This is a genomic window from uncultured Albimonas sp., assembly GCF_963977235.1.
Classification (GTDB): domain Bacteria; phylum Pseudomonadota; class Alphaproteobacteria; order Rhodobacterales; family Rhodobacteraceae; genus Albimonas.
In genome coordinates this window covers 129,554-144,828 of record NZ_CAXBOD010000002.1, presented here as the reverse complement: position 1 = coordinate 144,828, position 15,275 = coordinate 129,554, and the positions used below count along the sequence as shown (strand labels likewise).

Here is a 15,275-nt window from a genome sequence, read left to right as displayed (position 1 = left end):
GGGGAGAGGCGGCGGGGCTCAGGGGCGGGCGAGGGACGCGGCGAGGTCGGCGAGCCGCTCGGCCGCGTCGGGCCGCCCCAGTCCGGCGGCGGCCGAGGCCATCGAGGCGGCCCGGCCGGGGTCGCCGAGGACGGCGGCGATGTGCCCGCAAAGCGCCTGCGGCGTCAACCCCGCCTCGCGGGCGACGCGCGCCGCGCCGGCCTCGGCGAGCGGCTTGGCGTTGGCGGTCTGGTGGTCGTCCATCGCGTGAGGATAGGGGATCAGGATCGAGGGGCGCCCGATCGCGGTCAGCTCGGCCACCGTCGAGGCGCCGGCCCGGCAGACCACAAGCTGCGCCTCGGCGATGCGCCGGGGCATGTCGGGGAAGAAGGGCGCGACCTCGGCGGGGATGCCCTGAGCGGCCCAGGCGGAAGTCAGCGCCTCGGCCTCGCCCTCGCGGGCCTGCTGGGTGACGCGCAGGCGGGCGCGCAGGTCGGCCGGAAGGGCGGCGGCCGCCTCGGGCGCCAGGCGGGTGAGGGCCGAGGCGCCCTGGCTGCCGCCGAAGACCAGAAGGTTCAGGGGCCCGTCGCCGGGGGGCGCATAGGCCGCGCCGGCGAGCGACCGGGCGGCGTCGCGGATCGGGTTGCCGACGTGGCGCGCGTCCACGCCCGCGGGGGCGTTGCTCAGCGGCCAGGTTCCGCAGGCGACTGCGCCCACGCGGGGCGCGAAGAGGCGGTTCACCCGCCCCAGCACCCCGTTCTGCTCATGGATCAGCCGCGGCCGCCCCGAGATCACGGCGGCCGACAGCGCAGGCAGCGAGGGATAGCCCCCGAACCCCGCCACCACCGCCGGCGGATCGCGGCGGAACCAGCGCAGCGTCTCGACGACGCCCGCGCCGATCAGGGCCGGCGCCGCCAGCTTCGCCGTCGCCCCGCCCCGCGCGAAGGTGGCCGAGCGCACCGGCACCCGCGCCACCGCCTCGGGGAAGCCGCCCGCGTAGCGCGCGCCCCGGTCGTCGGTGGTCAGCGAGACCCGCCAGCCCCGACGCAACATCTCCTGCGCCAGCGCCTGGGCGGGAAACATGTGCCCGCCAGTGCCGCCGGCGGCGATGACGAGATGGGGCGCGCTCATGCCCGGCGCCCGTCGGGGCGGCCGAGGCTCGGGGCGCGACGCTCGCCCCCCGCGCGGCGCAGCCGAGCCCGCCCGCAGGGCGCCTCCTCTCCCCTTCCCCGGCTCATGCCGAGTGCTCCAGCGCCTCGAGCACGTCGCGCTGGGGGCGCTTGCGGGTCATCGCCAGCAGCAGGCCCATGCCGATGCCCGCCGCCAGCAGCGAGGAGCCGCCGTAGCTGACGAACGGCAGGGTCATGCCCTTGGCCGGCAGCAGGCGGATGGCGACGCCGAGGTTCACGAAGGCCTGCAGGCCGATCAGCCCCGCCATGCCGGCGCCGGCGAGGCGCGCGAAGGGGTCGCGCTCCTCGGTCAGGCGGTAGAGGGCGCGGATCGGGATGAACAGGAACAGCCCGATCACCAGCACGCACAGCAGCAGGCCGTATTCCTCGGCCGCCACCGCGATGATGAAGTCGGTGTGCGCGTCGGGCAGGATGTTCTTGACCGAGCCCTCGCCCACGCCGACGCCGAAGAAGCCGCCCTCCTGGATGGCGTTGGTGGCGTAGCCGATCTGGGTGCGGGGATCGACCTCGGCCGCCAGGAACCCGTCGATGCGCCGCGCGAAGTGCTGGGAATTCTCGTAGGCGAAGGCCCCGACCGCGGCGACGCCGCCGGCGATGCCCACCATCAGCGGCACCGAGGCGCCGGCCACGAAATACATCAGCCCCCAGGTCGCCAGCAGCAGCGCCGCCTGCCCGAAGTCGGGCTGCAGCGCCAGCATCGCCGAGCAGGCGCAGGCGAGCAGGAAGCTCAGGAACTTGCCCGGAGGGCCCCGCCGGTCGAAGGTCGAGGCCATCACCCAGGCCGCGCAGCCCACGAAGGCGGGTTTCAGGAACTCCGAGGGCTGCACCGTCAGCACGCCGAGCGAGACCCAGCGGATCGCGCCCTTGCCGAAGTCGGTGCCGATCACCGGCAACGCCAGACAGGTCAGCAGCGCGCCCACGAAGCCCATCACCGCCAGCCGGCGCACGGTGCGCACGTCCTGCATCGAGATCGCCACCATCAGCCCCACGCCCAGCAGGGCGAAGGCGGCCTGGCGGATCACGAAGTAGAAGGGCGGCAGGCCCAGCCGCTCGGCGAGCGGCGCCGAGGCCGCCATGCCCACCACCAGCCCGATCACGATCAGCCCCAGCACCGCGCCCACCGTCCAGCGGTCGACGGTGCGCCACCAGCGGGTCAGGATCGGCTCGGAGGAACGGGCGGCGGCGACGTGGCCGAAGACCATCTCGGTCATGCGGGATCCTCCTTGAGCGCGGGCAGGCCGGCGGCGCGGCGGGCGAGCGCGCGGAACGCGTCGCCGCGGTGTTCGAAGCTCTGGAACTGGTCGAAGCTGGCGCAAGCGGGCGAGAGCAGCACCGCCTCGCCCGCCCGGGCGTCTTCGGCGGCGCGGGCCACGGCGGTCTCGAGGTCGCCGCAGAGCACATGGGGCGTGTCGCCCAGCGTGGCCGCGAAAGCCTCGGCGGCCTCGCCGATCAGGTAGGCGCAGGCGACCCGGTCGAAGAGGGGGACGAGCGGCGCGATCCCCCCCGCCTTGGGCACGCCGCCGGCGATCCAGCGAACGCGGGGCCAGGCGAGCAGCGCCTTTTCGGCCGCGTCCGCGTTGGTGGCCTTGGAGTCGTTGACGAAGCTGACCCCGTCCCTCTCCGCCACCAGTTCCAGCCGGTGCGGCAGGCCCGGGAAGGACTTCAGCGCCGCCTCGATCGCCCGCGGCGCGAGGCCCAGCGAGCGGCAGGCCGCCCAGGCCGCGCAGGCGTTCTGATGGTTGTGGGCGCCCTTCAGCGTGGCGAGTTCCCGCAGGTCGACCGAGGCGACCTGCTTGCCCCGGCGCGTCTCGGCGAGGAACCCCTTGCGGGCGGTGACGGCCCAGCTCTCGCCCGGCAGCTTGCGGCTCAGCGACAGGCCGATGACCGGGTCCTCGCCCTCGCCCCCCCTGCCCCGCATGCGGTCGGCGAGAAAGCGGCCCTCGGGCTCGTCGAGGCCGATGATCGCGCGCTCGGGCGCGCCGGCCTCGAACAGGCGGGCCTTGGCGGCGAAGTAGCCGCCCCGCCCGCCGTGGCGGTCGAGGTGGTCGTCGGAGAGGTTGAGGAACACCGCCACGTCCGGGGCCAGCCGGCGCGCCGCCTCGATCTGGTAGGACGACAGCTCCAGCACCAGCACCTCGCCGTCGTGGAACGGCTCGAACCCCAGCACGCCGAGTCCGATGTTGCCGCCGACCTGGGCGGGCACGTCCGAGGCCGCGAGGATGTGGCCGATCAGGGCGGTGGTGGTCGACTTGCCGTTGGAGCCGGTGATGCAGACCACCCGCGGGGGCGTGTCGAAATGGTCGAAATCCTCCGCCGCCAGGGCCCGGAACAGCAGCCCCACGTCGTTGTCGACGGGAACGCCGCGGGCCCAGGCCTGCTCCACCGCGGGGTGCGGCGCGGGATAGAGCGCGGGGATCCCGGGCGACAGGCACAGCAGCGCCAGCCCCTCGTCCCAGGCCCGGTCGCGGGACAGGTCGGCGATCGCGAAGCCTTCCGCTTCGGCCGCGGCGCGGGCGGCCTCGCCGTCGTCCCAGCACACCGGGACCGCGCCGCCCGCGGCAAGCGCCCGGGCGGCCGCGAGGCCGGAGCGGCCGAGGCCCAGAACGCCCACCCGGGCGTCCTCGTATCCGGGAACGGGGATCATGCGGCGGCCTCCAGGGCGTCGAGACGGGCCTCCAGCCAGTCGGCGCGCTCGGCCACCGACAGGCGGGGGAGCGGCTCGGTCCGGTAGCCCTCGGCGGGATAGCGGGTTTCGAGGTGGTCGTGCTCGGCCACCGCCGCGGCGAGGTCGAGGCGGCGCTCGGCGTCGGGGCGGCGCAGCTCGGGCCAGGGCGGGGCGAGGAACACGGGCGCGTCGTAGCGGCGGGCGGCGAGCTCGGCGGCCATCGCGGCGGGCACGGGCAGGCCCGCGCGCTCCAGCGCCGCCACCGCGTCGAGGATCGAGCGGTCGAAGAGGGTGGCGCCGGGACGGGCGAGCGCCGCCGCGTGGTCGGCGGCCGCACGGGCGACGCACAGCTCGGCGAAGCGGGTCAGGTTTTCCCACGGCAGTCCGTCGCCGCCGCGCGCGGTCTCCTCGCGCACCACCTCGCGGCCCGGCTCGTGGGCCACCGCCCAGCCGCGGGCGGCCATCTGCGCCAGCAGCGTGGACTTGCCGCCGCCCGAGCAGCCCGAGATGACGAAGAGGCGGGGCGCGCGCGCCATGGTCTCCCTACCGCAGCTTCAGGGTGGCGAGGCCGACCAGCGCCAGGATCACCGAGATGATCCAGAAGCGGATCACGATGGTGGCCTCCTGCCAGCCGAGCTTCTCGAAATGGTGGTGGATGGGCGCCATCAGGAACACCCGCTTCTTGGTCATCTTGTAGTAGCCGACCTGGATGATCACCGACAGCGCCTCGACGACAAACAGACCGCCGATCACCGCCAGCACGATCTCGTGCTTGGTCGCGACCGCGATGGCGCCGAGCCCCCCGCCCAGCGCCAGAGAGCCGGTGTCGCCCATGAACACCTGCGCGGGCGGCGCGTTGAACCACAGGAACCCCAGGCCCGCCCCGATCAGGGCGGCCGAGAAGACCGCGATCTCGCCGGTGCCGGGGACGTAGGAGAGGCCCAGATACTCGGTGAAGTCGGTGCGCCCGACCACGTAGGCGATGAAGCCCAGCGCCGCGCCCGCGATCATCACCGGCATGATCGCGAGACCGTCGAGTCCGTCGGTCAGGTTGACCGCGTTGGCCGAGCCCACGATCACCAGCATCGCGAAGGGGTAGAACAGGATGCCCATGTCGATGAGCATGTCCTTGAAGATCGGCAGCGCCAGCGCGCCCGACAGCGGCGCGGGCTGCAGCCAGACGGTGGCGAGCGCGGCGCACAGCGCGATGGCGAAGCCCGCGCCCAGCCGGATCCGGCCCGGCACGCCCTTCACGTCGAACTTGGAAACCTTGAGGTAGTCGTCGGCGAAGCCGATGGCGCCGAAGCCCGCGACCACCAGCACCACGACCCAGACATAGCCCTCCGACAGGTCCGACCACAGCAGGGTCGAGAGCAGCAGCGAGAACAGGATCAGCACCCCCCCCATCGTCGGCGTGCCGGACTTGGTCAGCAGGTGTCCCTCGGGCCCGTCGGCGCGAATCGGCTGGCCCTTCTTCTGCATCCGCCGCAGCGCGTTGATGATCGGATTGCCGAAGCCGAAGCTCAGGAACAGCGCCGTCAGGAACGCGCCCCCCGACCGGAAGGTCAGGTAGTTGAAGAGGTTGAACACGTCGCCGCCCTGCGAGAGGGGGGTGAGCAGGTGATACAGCATCAGGCGTCGGGTCCTTCGTCCTCGCCGGCGGGGAGCTCGGGCGCGGGGCGGCCGAGCGCCTTCACGGCCGCGACCACGCGCGCCATCCGCGCGCCGAGCGAGCCCTTCACCATGACCACGTCGCCGGCGTCAAGCAGGCGGCGGACCTCGCGGGCCATCGCCTCGCTGTCCGCGGCATGGCGGCCGCGGCGCCCCGGCGGAAGCGCGTCGTGCAGGGCCTTCATCCGCGGGCCGACCGTGTGCACGCGGTCGATGGCGGCGAACGCGGGATGCTCGGCGAGGCCCGCGTGCAGCGCGGTCTCGTCGGGCCCGAGCTCGAGCATGTCGCCCAGGATCGCGATCTTGCGGCCCTTCACGTGGCGCCCGAAGCCGTCCTCGGGGGCGGAGGCGGCCAGCACCTCCAGCGCCGCGCCGACCGAGGTGGGGTTGGCGTTGTAGCTCTCGTCGACCAGATGCACCGCGCCGTCGAGCCCGGTGGCGTCGAGCGCGATGCGCCAGCGGCTGCCGCGCCCGTCCGGCGCGTGCCAGGCGCCCAGCGCCAGGGCCGCGCGGGCGCCGTCGGCGCCCAGCGCCTCGACCGCCAGCAGCACCGCCAGCGCGTTCATCGCGAAATGCCGCCCCGGCGCGCCGATCTTGACCAGCGCGTTGCGCCCGTGGATGCGCGCGGTCAGCGCGGTGCCTCCGGGCCCCGGCGCCGCCCTGAGCATCCGCGCCGTGCAGCGCGGAGACGAGCCGAAGCGCAGGATCGTGGCGACCCCCAGGCGGCGCGCGCGCCGGGCCAGACGGTCGTAGTGACGGTTGTCGCGGGGCAGGATCGCCACGCCCCCCGGCTCCAGCCCCTCGAGGATCTCGGCCTTGGCGAAGGCGATCTCGGCCTCGGAGCGGAAGTGGGCCATGTGCACCGGGTCGACGGTGGTGATCAGCGCCACATGGGGGCGGGCGAGCCGGGTCAGGGGGCGGATCTCTCCGGCATGGTTCATGCCGATCTCGATCACCGCGAATTTCGTGGCCTTCGGCATCCGCGCCAGCGTCAGCGGCACGCCCCAGTGGTTGTTGTAGCTCTTCTCGGCGGCATGGGTCGCGCCCTGGGGGCTGAGCGCCGCGCGAAGCATCTCCTTGGTCGAGGTCTTGCCGACCGAGCCGGTCACCGCGACCACCTTCGCCTTGGTGCGCGCCCGCGCCGCGACGGCGAGCCCCTCGAGGCCCGCCAGCGTGTCCTCGACGATCAGGAGGGGGGCGGTCTCGTCCAGGCCCTCGGGGATGCGCGAGACGAGGGCGGCGGCCGCGCCGGCCTCGAGGGCGGCGGCGACGAAGTCGTGGCCGTCGCGGGCGTCCTTGAGGGCGACGAACAGGTCGCCCGGCTCGACCGCGCGGCTGTCGATGCTCACGCCCGCGGCCTCGAAGGCGCGGGTGGCGCGTCCGCCGGTGGCGGCCTCGGCCTCGGCGCTGGTCCAGAGCGTGGTCATGCGTCCCCCGTTTCCCGATCCGCATCCAGAACCTGGACTGCGGCGCGCGCCTGTTCGGCGTCGTCGAACGGGATCACCTCGTGGCCCACGATCTGGCCGGTTTCATGACCCTTGCCGGCGATCAGCAGACGATCCTGGGGCCCCAGCATGTCCACCGCGGCGAGGATCGCCTCGGCCCGGTCGCCGATCTCGATCGGCGCGGGGTCGGCGCCCTGCGCGCCCGCCAGCACCTGGGCGCGGATCGCGGCGGGGTCCTCGGAGCGGGGGTTGTCGTCGGTCACAACGACCAGGTCGGCGGCCAGCGCCGCGCGCCCCATCAGCGGCCGCTTGCCCGCGTCCCGGTCGCCGCCGGCGCCGAAGACCGCGACCAGCCGGCCGGGCGTGTGCAGGCGCAGGGCGGCGATGGCCGTCGCGAGGCTGTCGGGCGTGTGGGAATAGTCGACATAGACCCGCGCCCCGTTGGCCCGGGTCGCCACATGCTCCATCCGCCCCTTCACGCCGCGCAGCGCGGGGAGGGCCTTGAAGACCGCCTCCGGCGCCTCGCCGCAGCCGATGGCGAGGGCGGCGGCCAGCAGCGCGTTCTCGCCCTGGAAGGCGCCGACGAGGGGAAGCTCCGCCTCGTGGATCTCGCCCTGCCAGCCGAAGCGCAGGGTCTGGCCGGTCTCGTGGTAGTCGGCGCTCAGCAGGCGCAGGTCGGCGGCCTCGGCCCGGCCCACCGCGATCAGGCGCTGGCCGCGGGCGCGCACGATCTGGGCGGCGCGAGGGAAGGAGGGGTCGTCGGCGTTCAGCGCCGCGGTCCCCTCGGCGGGCAGCACCCGCGCGAAAAGGCCCAGCTTGGCCTCGAGATAGTCTTCCGGCGTCGCGTGATAGTCGAGGTGATCGCGGGTGACGTTGGTCAGCCCCGCCGCCCGCAGCCGCACCCCGTCGGCGCGGTGCTGGGCGAGCCCGTGGGAGGAGGCCTCGATGGCCGCCCGCTCGACGCCGAGGCCCGCCAGCTCCGCCAGCAGCGCGTGCATCGCCAGCGGATCGGGGGTGGTCAGGCCGCCGGGGCGGTCGACGGCGCCCTCGACGCCGATGGTGCCGATGTTCACCGCGCGCCGGCCAAGCGCGGTCCACAGCTGGCGCAGGAACGAGGCGACCGAGGTCTTGCCGTTGGTGCCGGTGACGGCTGCGACCCCCTCGGGTTGCGCCGCGTAGAAGGCCGCCGCGGCCCGCGCCAGGGCCAGACGCGGCGCCTCCGCCACGGCCAGCGGCAGGCCTGCGGGCGGGGTTTCGCGCCCCTCCGCGGCCCAGGCGGCGCGGATCGTCTCGGCGCCCTCGGGCGAGCAGACCACGACCGGGGCGCCCATGCGCAACGCGAACGGCGCGAACTCGGCGCCGTCCACGCTTCCCTTCAGGGCGAAGAACACCACGCCCGGCCCCGCCTTCCGGCTGTCGGAGGCGAGGCCGAGGATCTCCGTCTCCGGGTCGACGCCCGGCGCGGCCGGAAGACCGAGGGAGGCGAGCCTCGCCATCCCCGGCCTCAGCGGCTCGCGACCTGGCGCGCGCCGGCGGGCCCGTCGCCTTCGGTCGGCTCGGCCTGCGGGCGCATGCCCAGGATCGGGGCGATGCGGGTCAGCGCATCCTTGACCGTGGGCGCGGCGGTCCAGCCCGCGGTGCGCCAGCGGCGGCCGTACTTCTCGGTCCAGCCCTCGTCGAGCGTCACCACGATCACATAGGCCGGGTCATGGGCGGGGAACACGCCCGCAAACGTCGCCAGCACCTTGGTCTTGTCGTAGCCGACCCCGTTGCGGCGCGGCTTCTCGGCCGATCCGGTCTTGCCGCCGAGGAAATAGCCCTCGACGTCGGCGTTGCGCCCGGTGCCCTCGGTGACCACCGCGCGCAGCATCTCGCGCATCGCGTCGGAGGTCTGTTCGGAGACCACGCGGTCGGACTCGTCGGGCCCCGGCGCGCCGGCCAGCAGCGTCGGCTTCACCCGCAGCCCGCCGTTGGTGATCGAGGCGTAGGCCGCGGCCAGGTGCAGCGGCGTCACCGCAAGCCCGTGCCCGTAGGAGATCGTCATCGTCGAGATCTCGGACCAGCGCGCGGGCAGCAGCGGATCGGCGCGCCCGGCCTCCGACAGCTCGACCGGGGTCGATTCCAGCAGGCCCAGCGTCTCGAGGAAGGCGCGCTGGCGCTTGGCGCCGGCCTGCAGCGCAAGCCGGGCCGAACCGGTGTTGGAGCTTTCGATGATCACCTCGCGCAGGGTCATCCGCGCGGGCATCGCGTGGGCGTCCGAGATCTTGAAGCGGCCCCAGTGCATCGGGCCGGTGGTGTCGATCATCGTCTGCGGCGTGGCGATGCCGGCCTCCATCGCCATGGCGGCGTTGAAGATCTTGAAGGTCGAGCCCAGCTCGTAGACCCCCTGCGCCGCGCGGTTGAAGGTGGCGTAGTCGTCGGGCAGGCCGCTGGTCGGGGGCGGGGGACGGTCGTTGGGATCGAAGTCGGGCAGCGAGGCGAGCGCGATCACCTCGCCGGTGTTGGCGTCCATCAGCACGCCCGCGGCGCCGCGCGCGTGGAATTTCTCGACGTTGGCGCGCAGCACGTCGGTGAAGGCCCGCTGCACCCGCATGTCGATCGAAAGACGCATCGGCTCGGAGGCCCGGGCGGGGTCGCGCAGCGCCTCGTCGAGCTTGGACTCCACCCCGCCGACGCCCACGATCTCGGCCGCGGTCACGCCCTCCTTCCCGAAGGAGGCGCCGCCCAGGATGTGGGAGGCCAGCCGCCCGCCGGGATAGACGCGCATGTCGCGCCGGCCGAACTGCAGGCCGGGGTCGCCGATGTCATGCACCTGCACCCGCTGGGCGGGGGTGATCGCCTTCTTCAGCCACAGGAACCGGCGGCCGTCGTTGAACTGGCGCATCAGCGCGGGGACGGTCAGGTCGGGGAAGATCGCGGCCAGCTTCTCGGCCGCGCCCTGCTTGTCCAAAAGCTCCTCGGGGTGGGCGTAGAGGGACCAGACGGGGATGTTGGCGGCCAGCAGCTCGCCGTTGCGGTCGGTGATCTCCGCGCGCGCGGCCGAGAACGGGGCCGAGAACGAGGCGCGCGGCTCCTCGGGCTCGGAGCCCGCGATCAGCGCCATGCGCCCGGCGACCGAGGCGTAGGCCAGCAGGAAGGCGAAGCACAGCAGATGCAGCCGCCAGCGGGCGCGGGCGCGCTCCTGCACCGCGGTGCGGCGGCGGCGGTCGGCGCGGCGGGCCGCGGCCTCGGCGTTGGGATCGACGCCCTCGCGGCGGGCGGCGATGACGTCGGCGAGCCGCGCGCCCTCGGGCCCGTGGGAGTGTTCGGGCGCGCCGGGGTCGATGTCGAACTGCAGCGCGTCGGCGCCGGCGCCGTAGACGACGCCCTCGACCGCCTCGCCCTCAGACGCATCGCGCCCCCCGGGAGAGCGGGGGGGATCGCGCCCCTCGGGCGGGCGGGGGACGAGGCGCCCGGCGGCGGGATCGTGGGGATCGACGTGCGACGAGGTCATGGCGGATCTCCGGCTCAGCGTCGTTCGGGGCGGGGCGGGGGCGGCGAGACGCCGAGCGCGACGGCGTCGGTGCCCGCGAGCGCGGCCATCGTCACCGGCGGCTCGGCCGCGGCGAGCGCGGGGGCGAGCGGCGGCACGGCGAAGGCGGCGGGTTCGGGGGCGAGGATCGGCTCGGCCAGGGCGGCGACCAGCGCCACGGCAGGGGCCACGGCGGGCTCCGGCGCCGGGCCGGGCGCCCGCGGGGGCGGGGGCTGGAAGGCCACCGCGGCGGCCTCGGCGAACTGCGCGGGCGTAAGCGGGGCGAGACCCAGCTCCTCGGTATGGGAGGCGACCAGGCGGTCCAGCCGCTCGGGCCGGTTCAGCCAGGCCCACTCGGCATGCAGCACGGCGATCGCCTCGCGCTCACGCGCGATCTGGGCGTGCAGCGCCTCGACCTGGTCGCCAAGATCCTGGGTGTCGTTGATCACCCGGTAGGCCCAGATCGCCACCACGCAGACCAGCGCAAGAGCGGAGACGTAGAGAAGCGAGCGCATCATCGCCCGACCTCCTTGAGCGCGGAAACGGTCAGCCCGGGCAGGCCCAGGCCGCGGGGATCCATGGGAACGGCCGGCGCCGCGGTGCGCCGCCCGGCGCGAAGCCGGGCCGAGCGGGCGCGCGGGTTGCGGGCGAGTTCGTCCTCGCCCGCCTCGACAGGACGGCGCGAGAGCAGGTCGAAGCGCGGCGCGTCCACCTCGCTCACCGGCGCGTGGCGCGAGCCGCCCCCGCCCGCGCCTCCGGCCCGGGCCGCGAAGAAGCGCTTGACCACGCGATCCTCGAGCGAATGGAAGGTGACGACCGCCAGCACCCCGCCGGGCGCGAGCGCCCGCTCGGCGGCGCCCAGCGCGCGGGCCAGCTCGCCCAGCTCGTCGTTGACCGCGATGCGCAGCGCCTGGAAGGAGCGCGTGGCGGGGTGGGGCTGGCCGGGACGGGCGCGGGGAACGCAGGTCGCCACCGTCTCGGCGAGGCGCAGCGTGGTGCGCAGCGGCCCGGCGGCCCTGGCGGCCACGATGGCTTTGGCGATCCGGCGGCTGGCGCGCTCTTCGCCATACTGGAACAGGATGTCGGCGAGCGCCGCCTCGGGCAATTCATTGACCAGGTCGGCGGCCGAGGGGCCGTCGGCCCCGGCCCCCTCCATGCGCATGTCGAGCGGACCGTCGCGCAGGAACGAGAAGCCACGGTCGGGCTCGTCGAGCTGCATCGAGCTGACGCCGATGTCGAGCACCACGCCCCCCAGCGGCGCCGCCCCGGCCTGCGCGGCGAGCGTGTCGAGATCCCCGAACCGCCCCTCGACCAGCGACAGCCGGTCGCCGTGCGCGTGCGACCAGGCCGCGGCGCGCGCGAGCGCAGTGGGATCGCGGTCCACCGCCACCACCCGCGGGGCGCCGGCGGCAAGGATCGCGCGGGTATAGCCGCCGTCGCCCAGCGTGCCGTCAAGCACCGGACCCGGCGCGACCGCAGGGTCGAGCGCCGCCAGCACCTCGTCGAGCAGCACCGGCAGGTGGCCCTGCCCCGGCGCGGAGGACGCGGGCGGCGGCGCAATGGGTCCGCGGGGCCGGTCGGCGGGCGCGAGCCCGGGGGAGAGGGCGAGGGCCGCGATCACTGGACTGCCCCCGGCCCGTCCCAGGGCATGGCCGAGAGGGCGTCGAAGTCCTCGTCGTCGTCGAGCGGCGCGACGAGTTCGTCGTAGCGGCTCCTGGACCAGATCTGGAAGCTGTCGCCGGTGCCCACGAAGGCGACGTCGCCATCGAGATCGAAGCGGTCGCGCATCTCCTTGGGCAGCACGATGCGGCCGTTGTCGTCGAGCTGCAGCGGCAGGGCGCGGCCCATCAGACGGTATTCCAGCTTGCGGCGATTGGGGTCGGAGGGGTGCATGCGCGAGACGGCGGCGGACATGCGCTGATACTCGTCAGGCGCATAGCCCTCGACACAGTTCTTGTCGCGGAAGCCGGGAACGAGCACGATGTTGCCTTCGGCGTTGCGCAGCTCGAGCGCCTTGCGCCACAGCGCGGGTATGGAGACACGACCCTTCGTGTCCACCTTGTTGAAGAAACTGGACGTGAACTGCTGCCACATGGGCTGCTTGTCCCCTCACGTCGGAAGGCCGCCCAAAAGGAAAAGCGGGCCGCGCCTGCCTCATGCGCGACCCGCCCTGCTGTCCCTCGGGTGTACTTCCAGCTTCGCGCCGTCACTTGATGCGCCGTGTCACGCGCCGGTCTAGTTCTTTGTTTTAGAGAGTTGCCTGTATGAACCTGCTTGCGGGCTCTTTGTTTGTTCTCTCTGCCTCTGGAGATTTTCTAGCATGGGATTCCGTGGGCATCAACGGGAAACTCACCCACCTCTCGCCACTTTGGGGCCGACCGATGGCAACTGGCACATGTGGGCAAGGGCGCTGCGTTAACCACCAGATATGGTTTCGAGGGGGACGAGGGAGCGTGGCGCCGAGGCCACTCCGGGGGGCCGCGGCCCCGGATTTCCCCGTAAAGTGGGCGGCGGCGGCGCCATTTCCCCGCCCGGTGGGGCGAATCCCCACGACCTGGAAGGGGTCGATCCCACGATTTCCCGGATTTCGCGATTCGACGGGCCGGAAGGCCGAAACCACGCGCTCGCGCAGCCTGCGGGACCCGAAACGCCCTCGGGCGCGCGAAATGCGGTCCCGAGGGCGAAGCCTGGCGGCGGATGGCCTGTAGGCCGGGTTTTGTCAGGGGTCCGAAGACCCTTGGGCGACCATTCATCTGGACCCGCGCTCACGCGCGGGTTCTCGCGATCCACCACGGCCGAAGGGGCGGAGGCGACCCCCTGCGCGTCGAGGCGCGCGATCGGCCCAACTTGATCTTGCTCCCGGCGGGGCTTGCCGTGCCGCCCCTGTCGCCAGGGGCGCGGTGGTCTCTTGCACCACCGTTTCACCCTTGCCGCCCGACCCCGAGGGGCGCGGACGGCGGTCTGTTCTCTGTGGCGCTTTCCCTCGGGTTTCCCCGGCCGGGCGTTACCCGGCGCCGTGCCTCCGTGGAGCCCGGACCTTCCTCGGCCCCCGCCCGCCTGAGCGAGGGGAACCGCGGCCGCCCGGCCATCCGCCGGGGGCGCTTATGGCGCCGCCGCGTCGCCCATGCAAGCCAGGGGCGCGCAGGCGTCCCCTACTCGGTGTCGAGGTCGAAATCCGGGTCGAAGCCGCCATCCTCCTCCCCCGGGCGGGGCGCGGAGACGTGGACCCGGCCCGAAGGCCCTGGCGGCGCGTAGCTCGAGCGTCGCTCGCCGTCGGCGACGGGGAAGCGCCCGGCCATCTCGGCGACGCGCGCCGCGAGGCGGTGACTGGCCGGGGCCCCGGTCTCGTCGGGCGCAAAGCGCATCTGCAGGGCGCGGACGAGGTCGGCGAACCCGGCCTCGGTCTCCTGCCAGCGGTAGCCGAGCTTCAGGGCGTGGACGCCGAGCAGCGTCTCGGGGGGCAGGAAGGGCGCGGGATCGGGCGCCTCGGCCTGCGACCAGATGGCATGGCCGGCGCGGGCGAGCCGCTGCCATGGAAACTTCTCGCCCGGGTCGATCTTGCGGCCCACCGCGACGTCCGAATGGCCCAGCACCCGCGCCGGCGGGATCGCCCAGCGCAGGCGCACGGCGAACAGCAGCCGCTCCAGCGCGTCGAGCTGGGCCTCGGGGAACGGCGGCAGGCCGGCCTCGGGTCCGGGATTGGCCAGTTCGATGCCGATCGAGTGGGAGTTCACGTCCTCGACCGGCCCCCAGGCCGCCACGCCCGCATGCCAGGCGCGCCGCATCTCCGAGACCATGCGGAAGGTCCCGCCGGTCTCGTCGATCAGGTAGTGGGCCGAGACCTCCGCGGCGGGGTTGCACAGGCGCGCGAGCGCGAGGGCCGCCGAACTCATGTTGGTGTAGTGGATCAGGATCATGTTCGGCGCCGCCACCCCGCGGCGCGGGCCATGGTTGGGCGAGGCGATCTCGACGATCTCGGGCGGCGCCGGGGCGCGGCGCATCGGCGGGCGCGGGGCGGCGGCCCCGCTGTCCTCGTCCCGTGGTCGATCACGCTCGGTCACGGGGCGGCCTTTTCGTGGACGCGTCGGCTGGGCATTCTACGCTCCGGTTCCCCCTGGCGGGGATGACAGCATCGGGGCGAGCAGATGTCGAGACCGCGCGAGAACCGCGTCGATCCGTCCGGGGCCATCCATGCCGTCGCGGCCCGGGGCGGGATGATGGGCAACCGCGGGGGACGGTTTCACCTGCCCGCTGACCCGCAGACCGGCGAGGGACCGCGGCTGGGGCGCCGTCGCTGGGTCTCGCGCCAGTGGATCTGCTGCGTGCTGAGCTTCAAGGGGCGCAGGCGGCAGGTGATGGGGGCGGGCTACACCGAGCTGTTCTTTCTCGACGAGGCCACCGCGCTCGCCGCCGGTCACCGTCCCTGTTTCGAGTGTCGCCGAGCGGACGCGCTGGCCTTCGCCGAGGCCTGGGCCCGCGCCCACGATCTGCCCGAGCGCCCCAGGGCGCCGGCGATGGACCTTGTCCTGCACGCCCAGCGACTCGGCCCCCGCGCCCGCGGCCCGGCCGCAGCCCTGCCTGAGGGCGCGATGCTGAGGCTCGAGGGCGCGCCGGCGCTGAAGCTGGGCGAAGCGGCGCTGCCCTGGGGGTGGGAGGGCTACGCCCCGCCCCGCCCCCTGCCCGACGGCGAGGTCGAGGTCCTGACCCCGCCCGCCATCCTGGCGGCGCTGGCGGCCGGGTTCCGCCCGCAGCTGCACCCTTCCGCCCGCGCCTGAGGCCTCGCCGGCGCGCCGGCGCGACCCGGCGCCTGCGCT

At 74.2% G+C, this 15,275-nt stretch carries 13 protein-coding genes and 1 other RNA gene; 1 reads left to right on the top strand and 13 read right to left on the bottom strand.

Features of this window, described 5'->3' with window-relative positions:
* Positions 1 to 18: 18 nt before the first annotated feature.
* The 13 genes from AAC134_RS02935 to AAC134_RS02875 form a co-directional block, all read right to left on the bottom strand.
* Positions 19 to 1,110, bottom strand: coding sequence for a UDP-N-acetylglucosamine--N-acetylmuramyl-(pentapeptide) pyrophosphoryl-undecaprenol N-acetylglucosamine transferase (locus AAC134_RS02935; RefSeq protein WP_339947553.1), 1,092 nt, complete (start codon positions 1,108 to 1,110; stop codon positions 19 to 21).
* Positions 1,111 to 1,213: 103 nt separating this feature from the next.
* Positions 1,214 to 2,380 (bottom strand): putative peptidoglycan glycosyltransferase FtsW, encoded by a 1,167-nt coding sequence (locus AAC134_RS02930; protein ID WP_339947552.1) that lies wholly within the window; start codon positions 2,378 to 2,380, stop codon positions 1,214 to 1,216.
* The gene (gene murD, locus AAC134_RS02925; protein WP_339947551.1) at positions 2,377 to 3,813 is read right to left on the bottom strand and encodes a UDP-N-acetylmuramoyl-L-alanine--D-glutamate ligase; all 1,437 of its coding nucleotides are present in this window, start codon (positions 3,811 to 3,813) and stop codon (positions 2,377 to 2,379) included. The genes AAC134_RS02930 and murD overlap by 4 nt, the downstream gene beginning before the upstream one ends.
* Positions 3,810 to 4,370, bottom strand: coding sequence for an AAA family ATPase (locus AAC134_RS02920; protein ID WP_339947550.1), 561 nt, complete (start codon positions 4,368 to 4,370; stop codon positions 3,810 to 3,812). Before AAC134_RS02920 ends, murD begins: the two co-directional genes overlap by 4 nt.
* A 7-nt stretch (positions 4,371 to 4,377) precedes the next feature.
* Entirely contained in the window at positions 4,378 to 5,466 is a 1,089-nt protein-coding gene (gene mraY, locus AAC134_RS02915) for a phospho-N-acetylmuramoyl-pentapeptide-transferase (protein ID WP_339947549.1), read from the bottom strand.
* Positions 5,466 to 6,932 carry a UDP-N-acetylmuramoyl-tripeptide--D-alanyl-D-alanine ligase gene (gene murF, locus AAC134_RS02910; RefSeq protein WP_339947548.1) on the bottom strand — a complete coding sequence of 489 codons (1,467 nt, stop codon included), beginning with the start codon at positions 6,930 to 6,932 and terminating at the stop codon, positions 5,466 to 5,468. The genes mraY and murF overlap by 1 nt, the downstream gene beginning before the upstream one ends.
* Positions 6,929 to 8,446, bottom strand: a complete 1,518-nt coding sequence (locus AAC134_RS02905; RefSeq protein WP_339947547.1) for a UDP-N-acetylmuramoyl-L-alanyl-D-glutamate--2,6-diaminopimelate ligase — start codon at positions 8,444 to 8,446, stop codon at positions 6,929 to 6,931. Before AAC134_RS02905 ends, murF begins: the two co-directional genes overlap by 4 nt.
* Positions 8,447 to 8,454: 8 nt before the next feature.
* Positions 8,455 to 10,443: a penicillin-binding protein 2 gene (locus AAC134_RS02900; RefSeq protein WP_339947546.1), complete on the bottom strand. Its 1,989-nt coding sequence runs from the start codon at positions 10,441 to 10,443 to the stop codon at positions 8,455 to 8,457.
* Between the two features lie 14 nt (positions 10,444 to 10,457).
* Complete coding sequence (locus tag AAC134_RS02895) at positions 10,458 to 10,979, bottom strand: hypothetical protein (protein WP_339947545.1); 522 nt, start codon at positions 10,977 to 10,979, stop codon at positions 10,458 to 10,460.
* On the bottom strand, positions 10,976 to 12,022 hold the full coding sequence (gene rsmH / locus AAC134_RS02890; RefSeq protein ID WP_339947692.1) for a 16S rRNA (cytosine(1402)-N(4))-methyltransferase RsmH: 1,047 nt from the start codon (positions 12,020 to 12,022) through the stop codon (positions 10,976 to 10,978). Before rsmH ends, AAC134_RS02895 begins: the two co-directional genes overlap by 4 nt.
* Before the next feature lie 56 nt (positions 12,023 to 12,078).
* Entirely contained in the window at positions 12,079 to 12,555 is a 477-nt protein-coding gene (locus tag AAC134_RS02885) for a hypothetical protein (RefSeq protein ID WP_339947544.1), read from the bottom strand.
* 595 nt (positions 12,556 to 13,150) lie between these two features.
* Positions 13,151 to 13,554, bottom strand: an RNA gene (rnpB, locus tag AAC134_RS02880) — RNase P RNA component class A.
* Between the two features lie 59 nt (positions 13,555 to 13,613).
* On the bottom strand, positions 13,614 to 14,522 hold the full coding sequence (locus AAC134_RS02875) for an N-acetylmuramoyl-L-alanine amidase (protein WP_339947543.1): 909 nt from the start codon (positions 14,520 to 14,522) through the stop codon (positions 13,614 to 13,616).
* Positions 14,523 to 14,606: 84 nt separating this feature from the next.
* Here AAC134_RS02875 and AAC134_RS02870 point away from each other — a divergent pair, with 84 nt between their 5' ends.
* On the top strand, positions 14,607 to 15,236 hold the full coding sequence (locus AAC134_RS02870; protein ID WP_339947542.1) for a hypothetical protein: 630 nt from the start codon (positions 14,607 to 14,609) through the stop codon (positions 15,234 to 15,236).
* Positions 15,237 to 15,275: the final 39 nt, after the last annotated feature.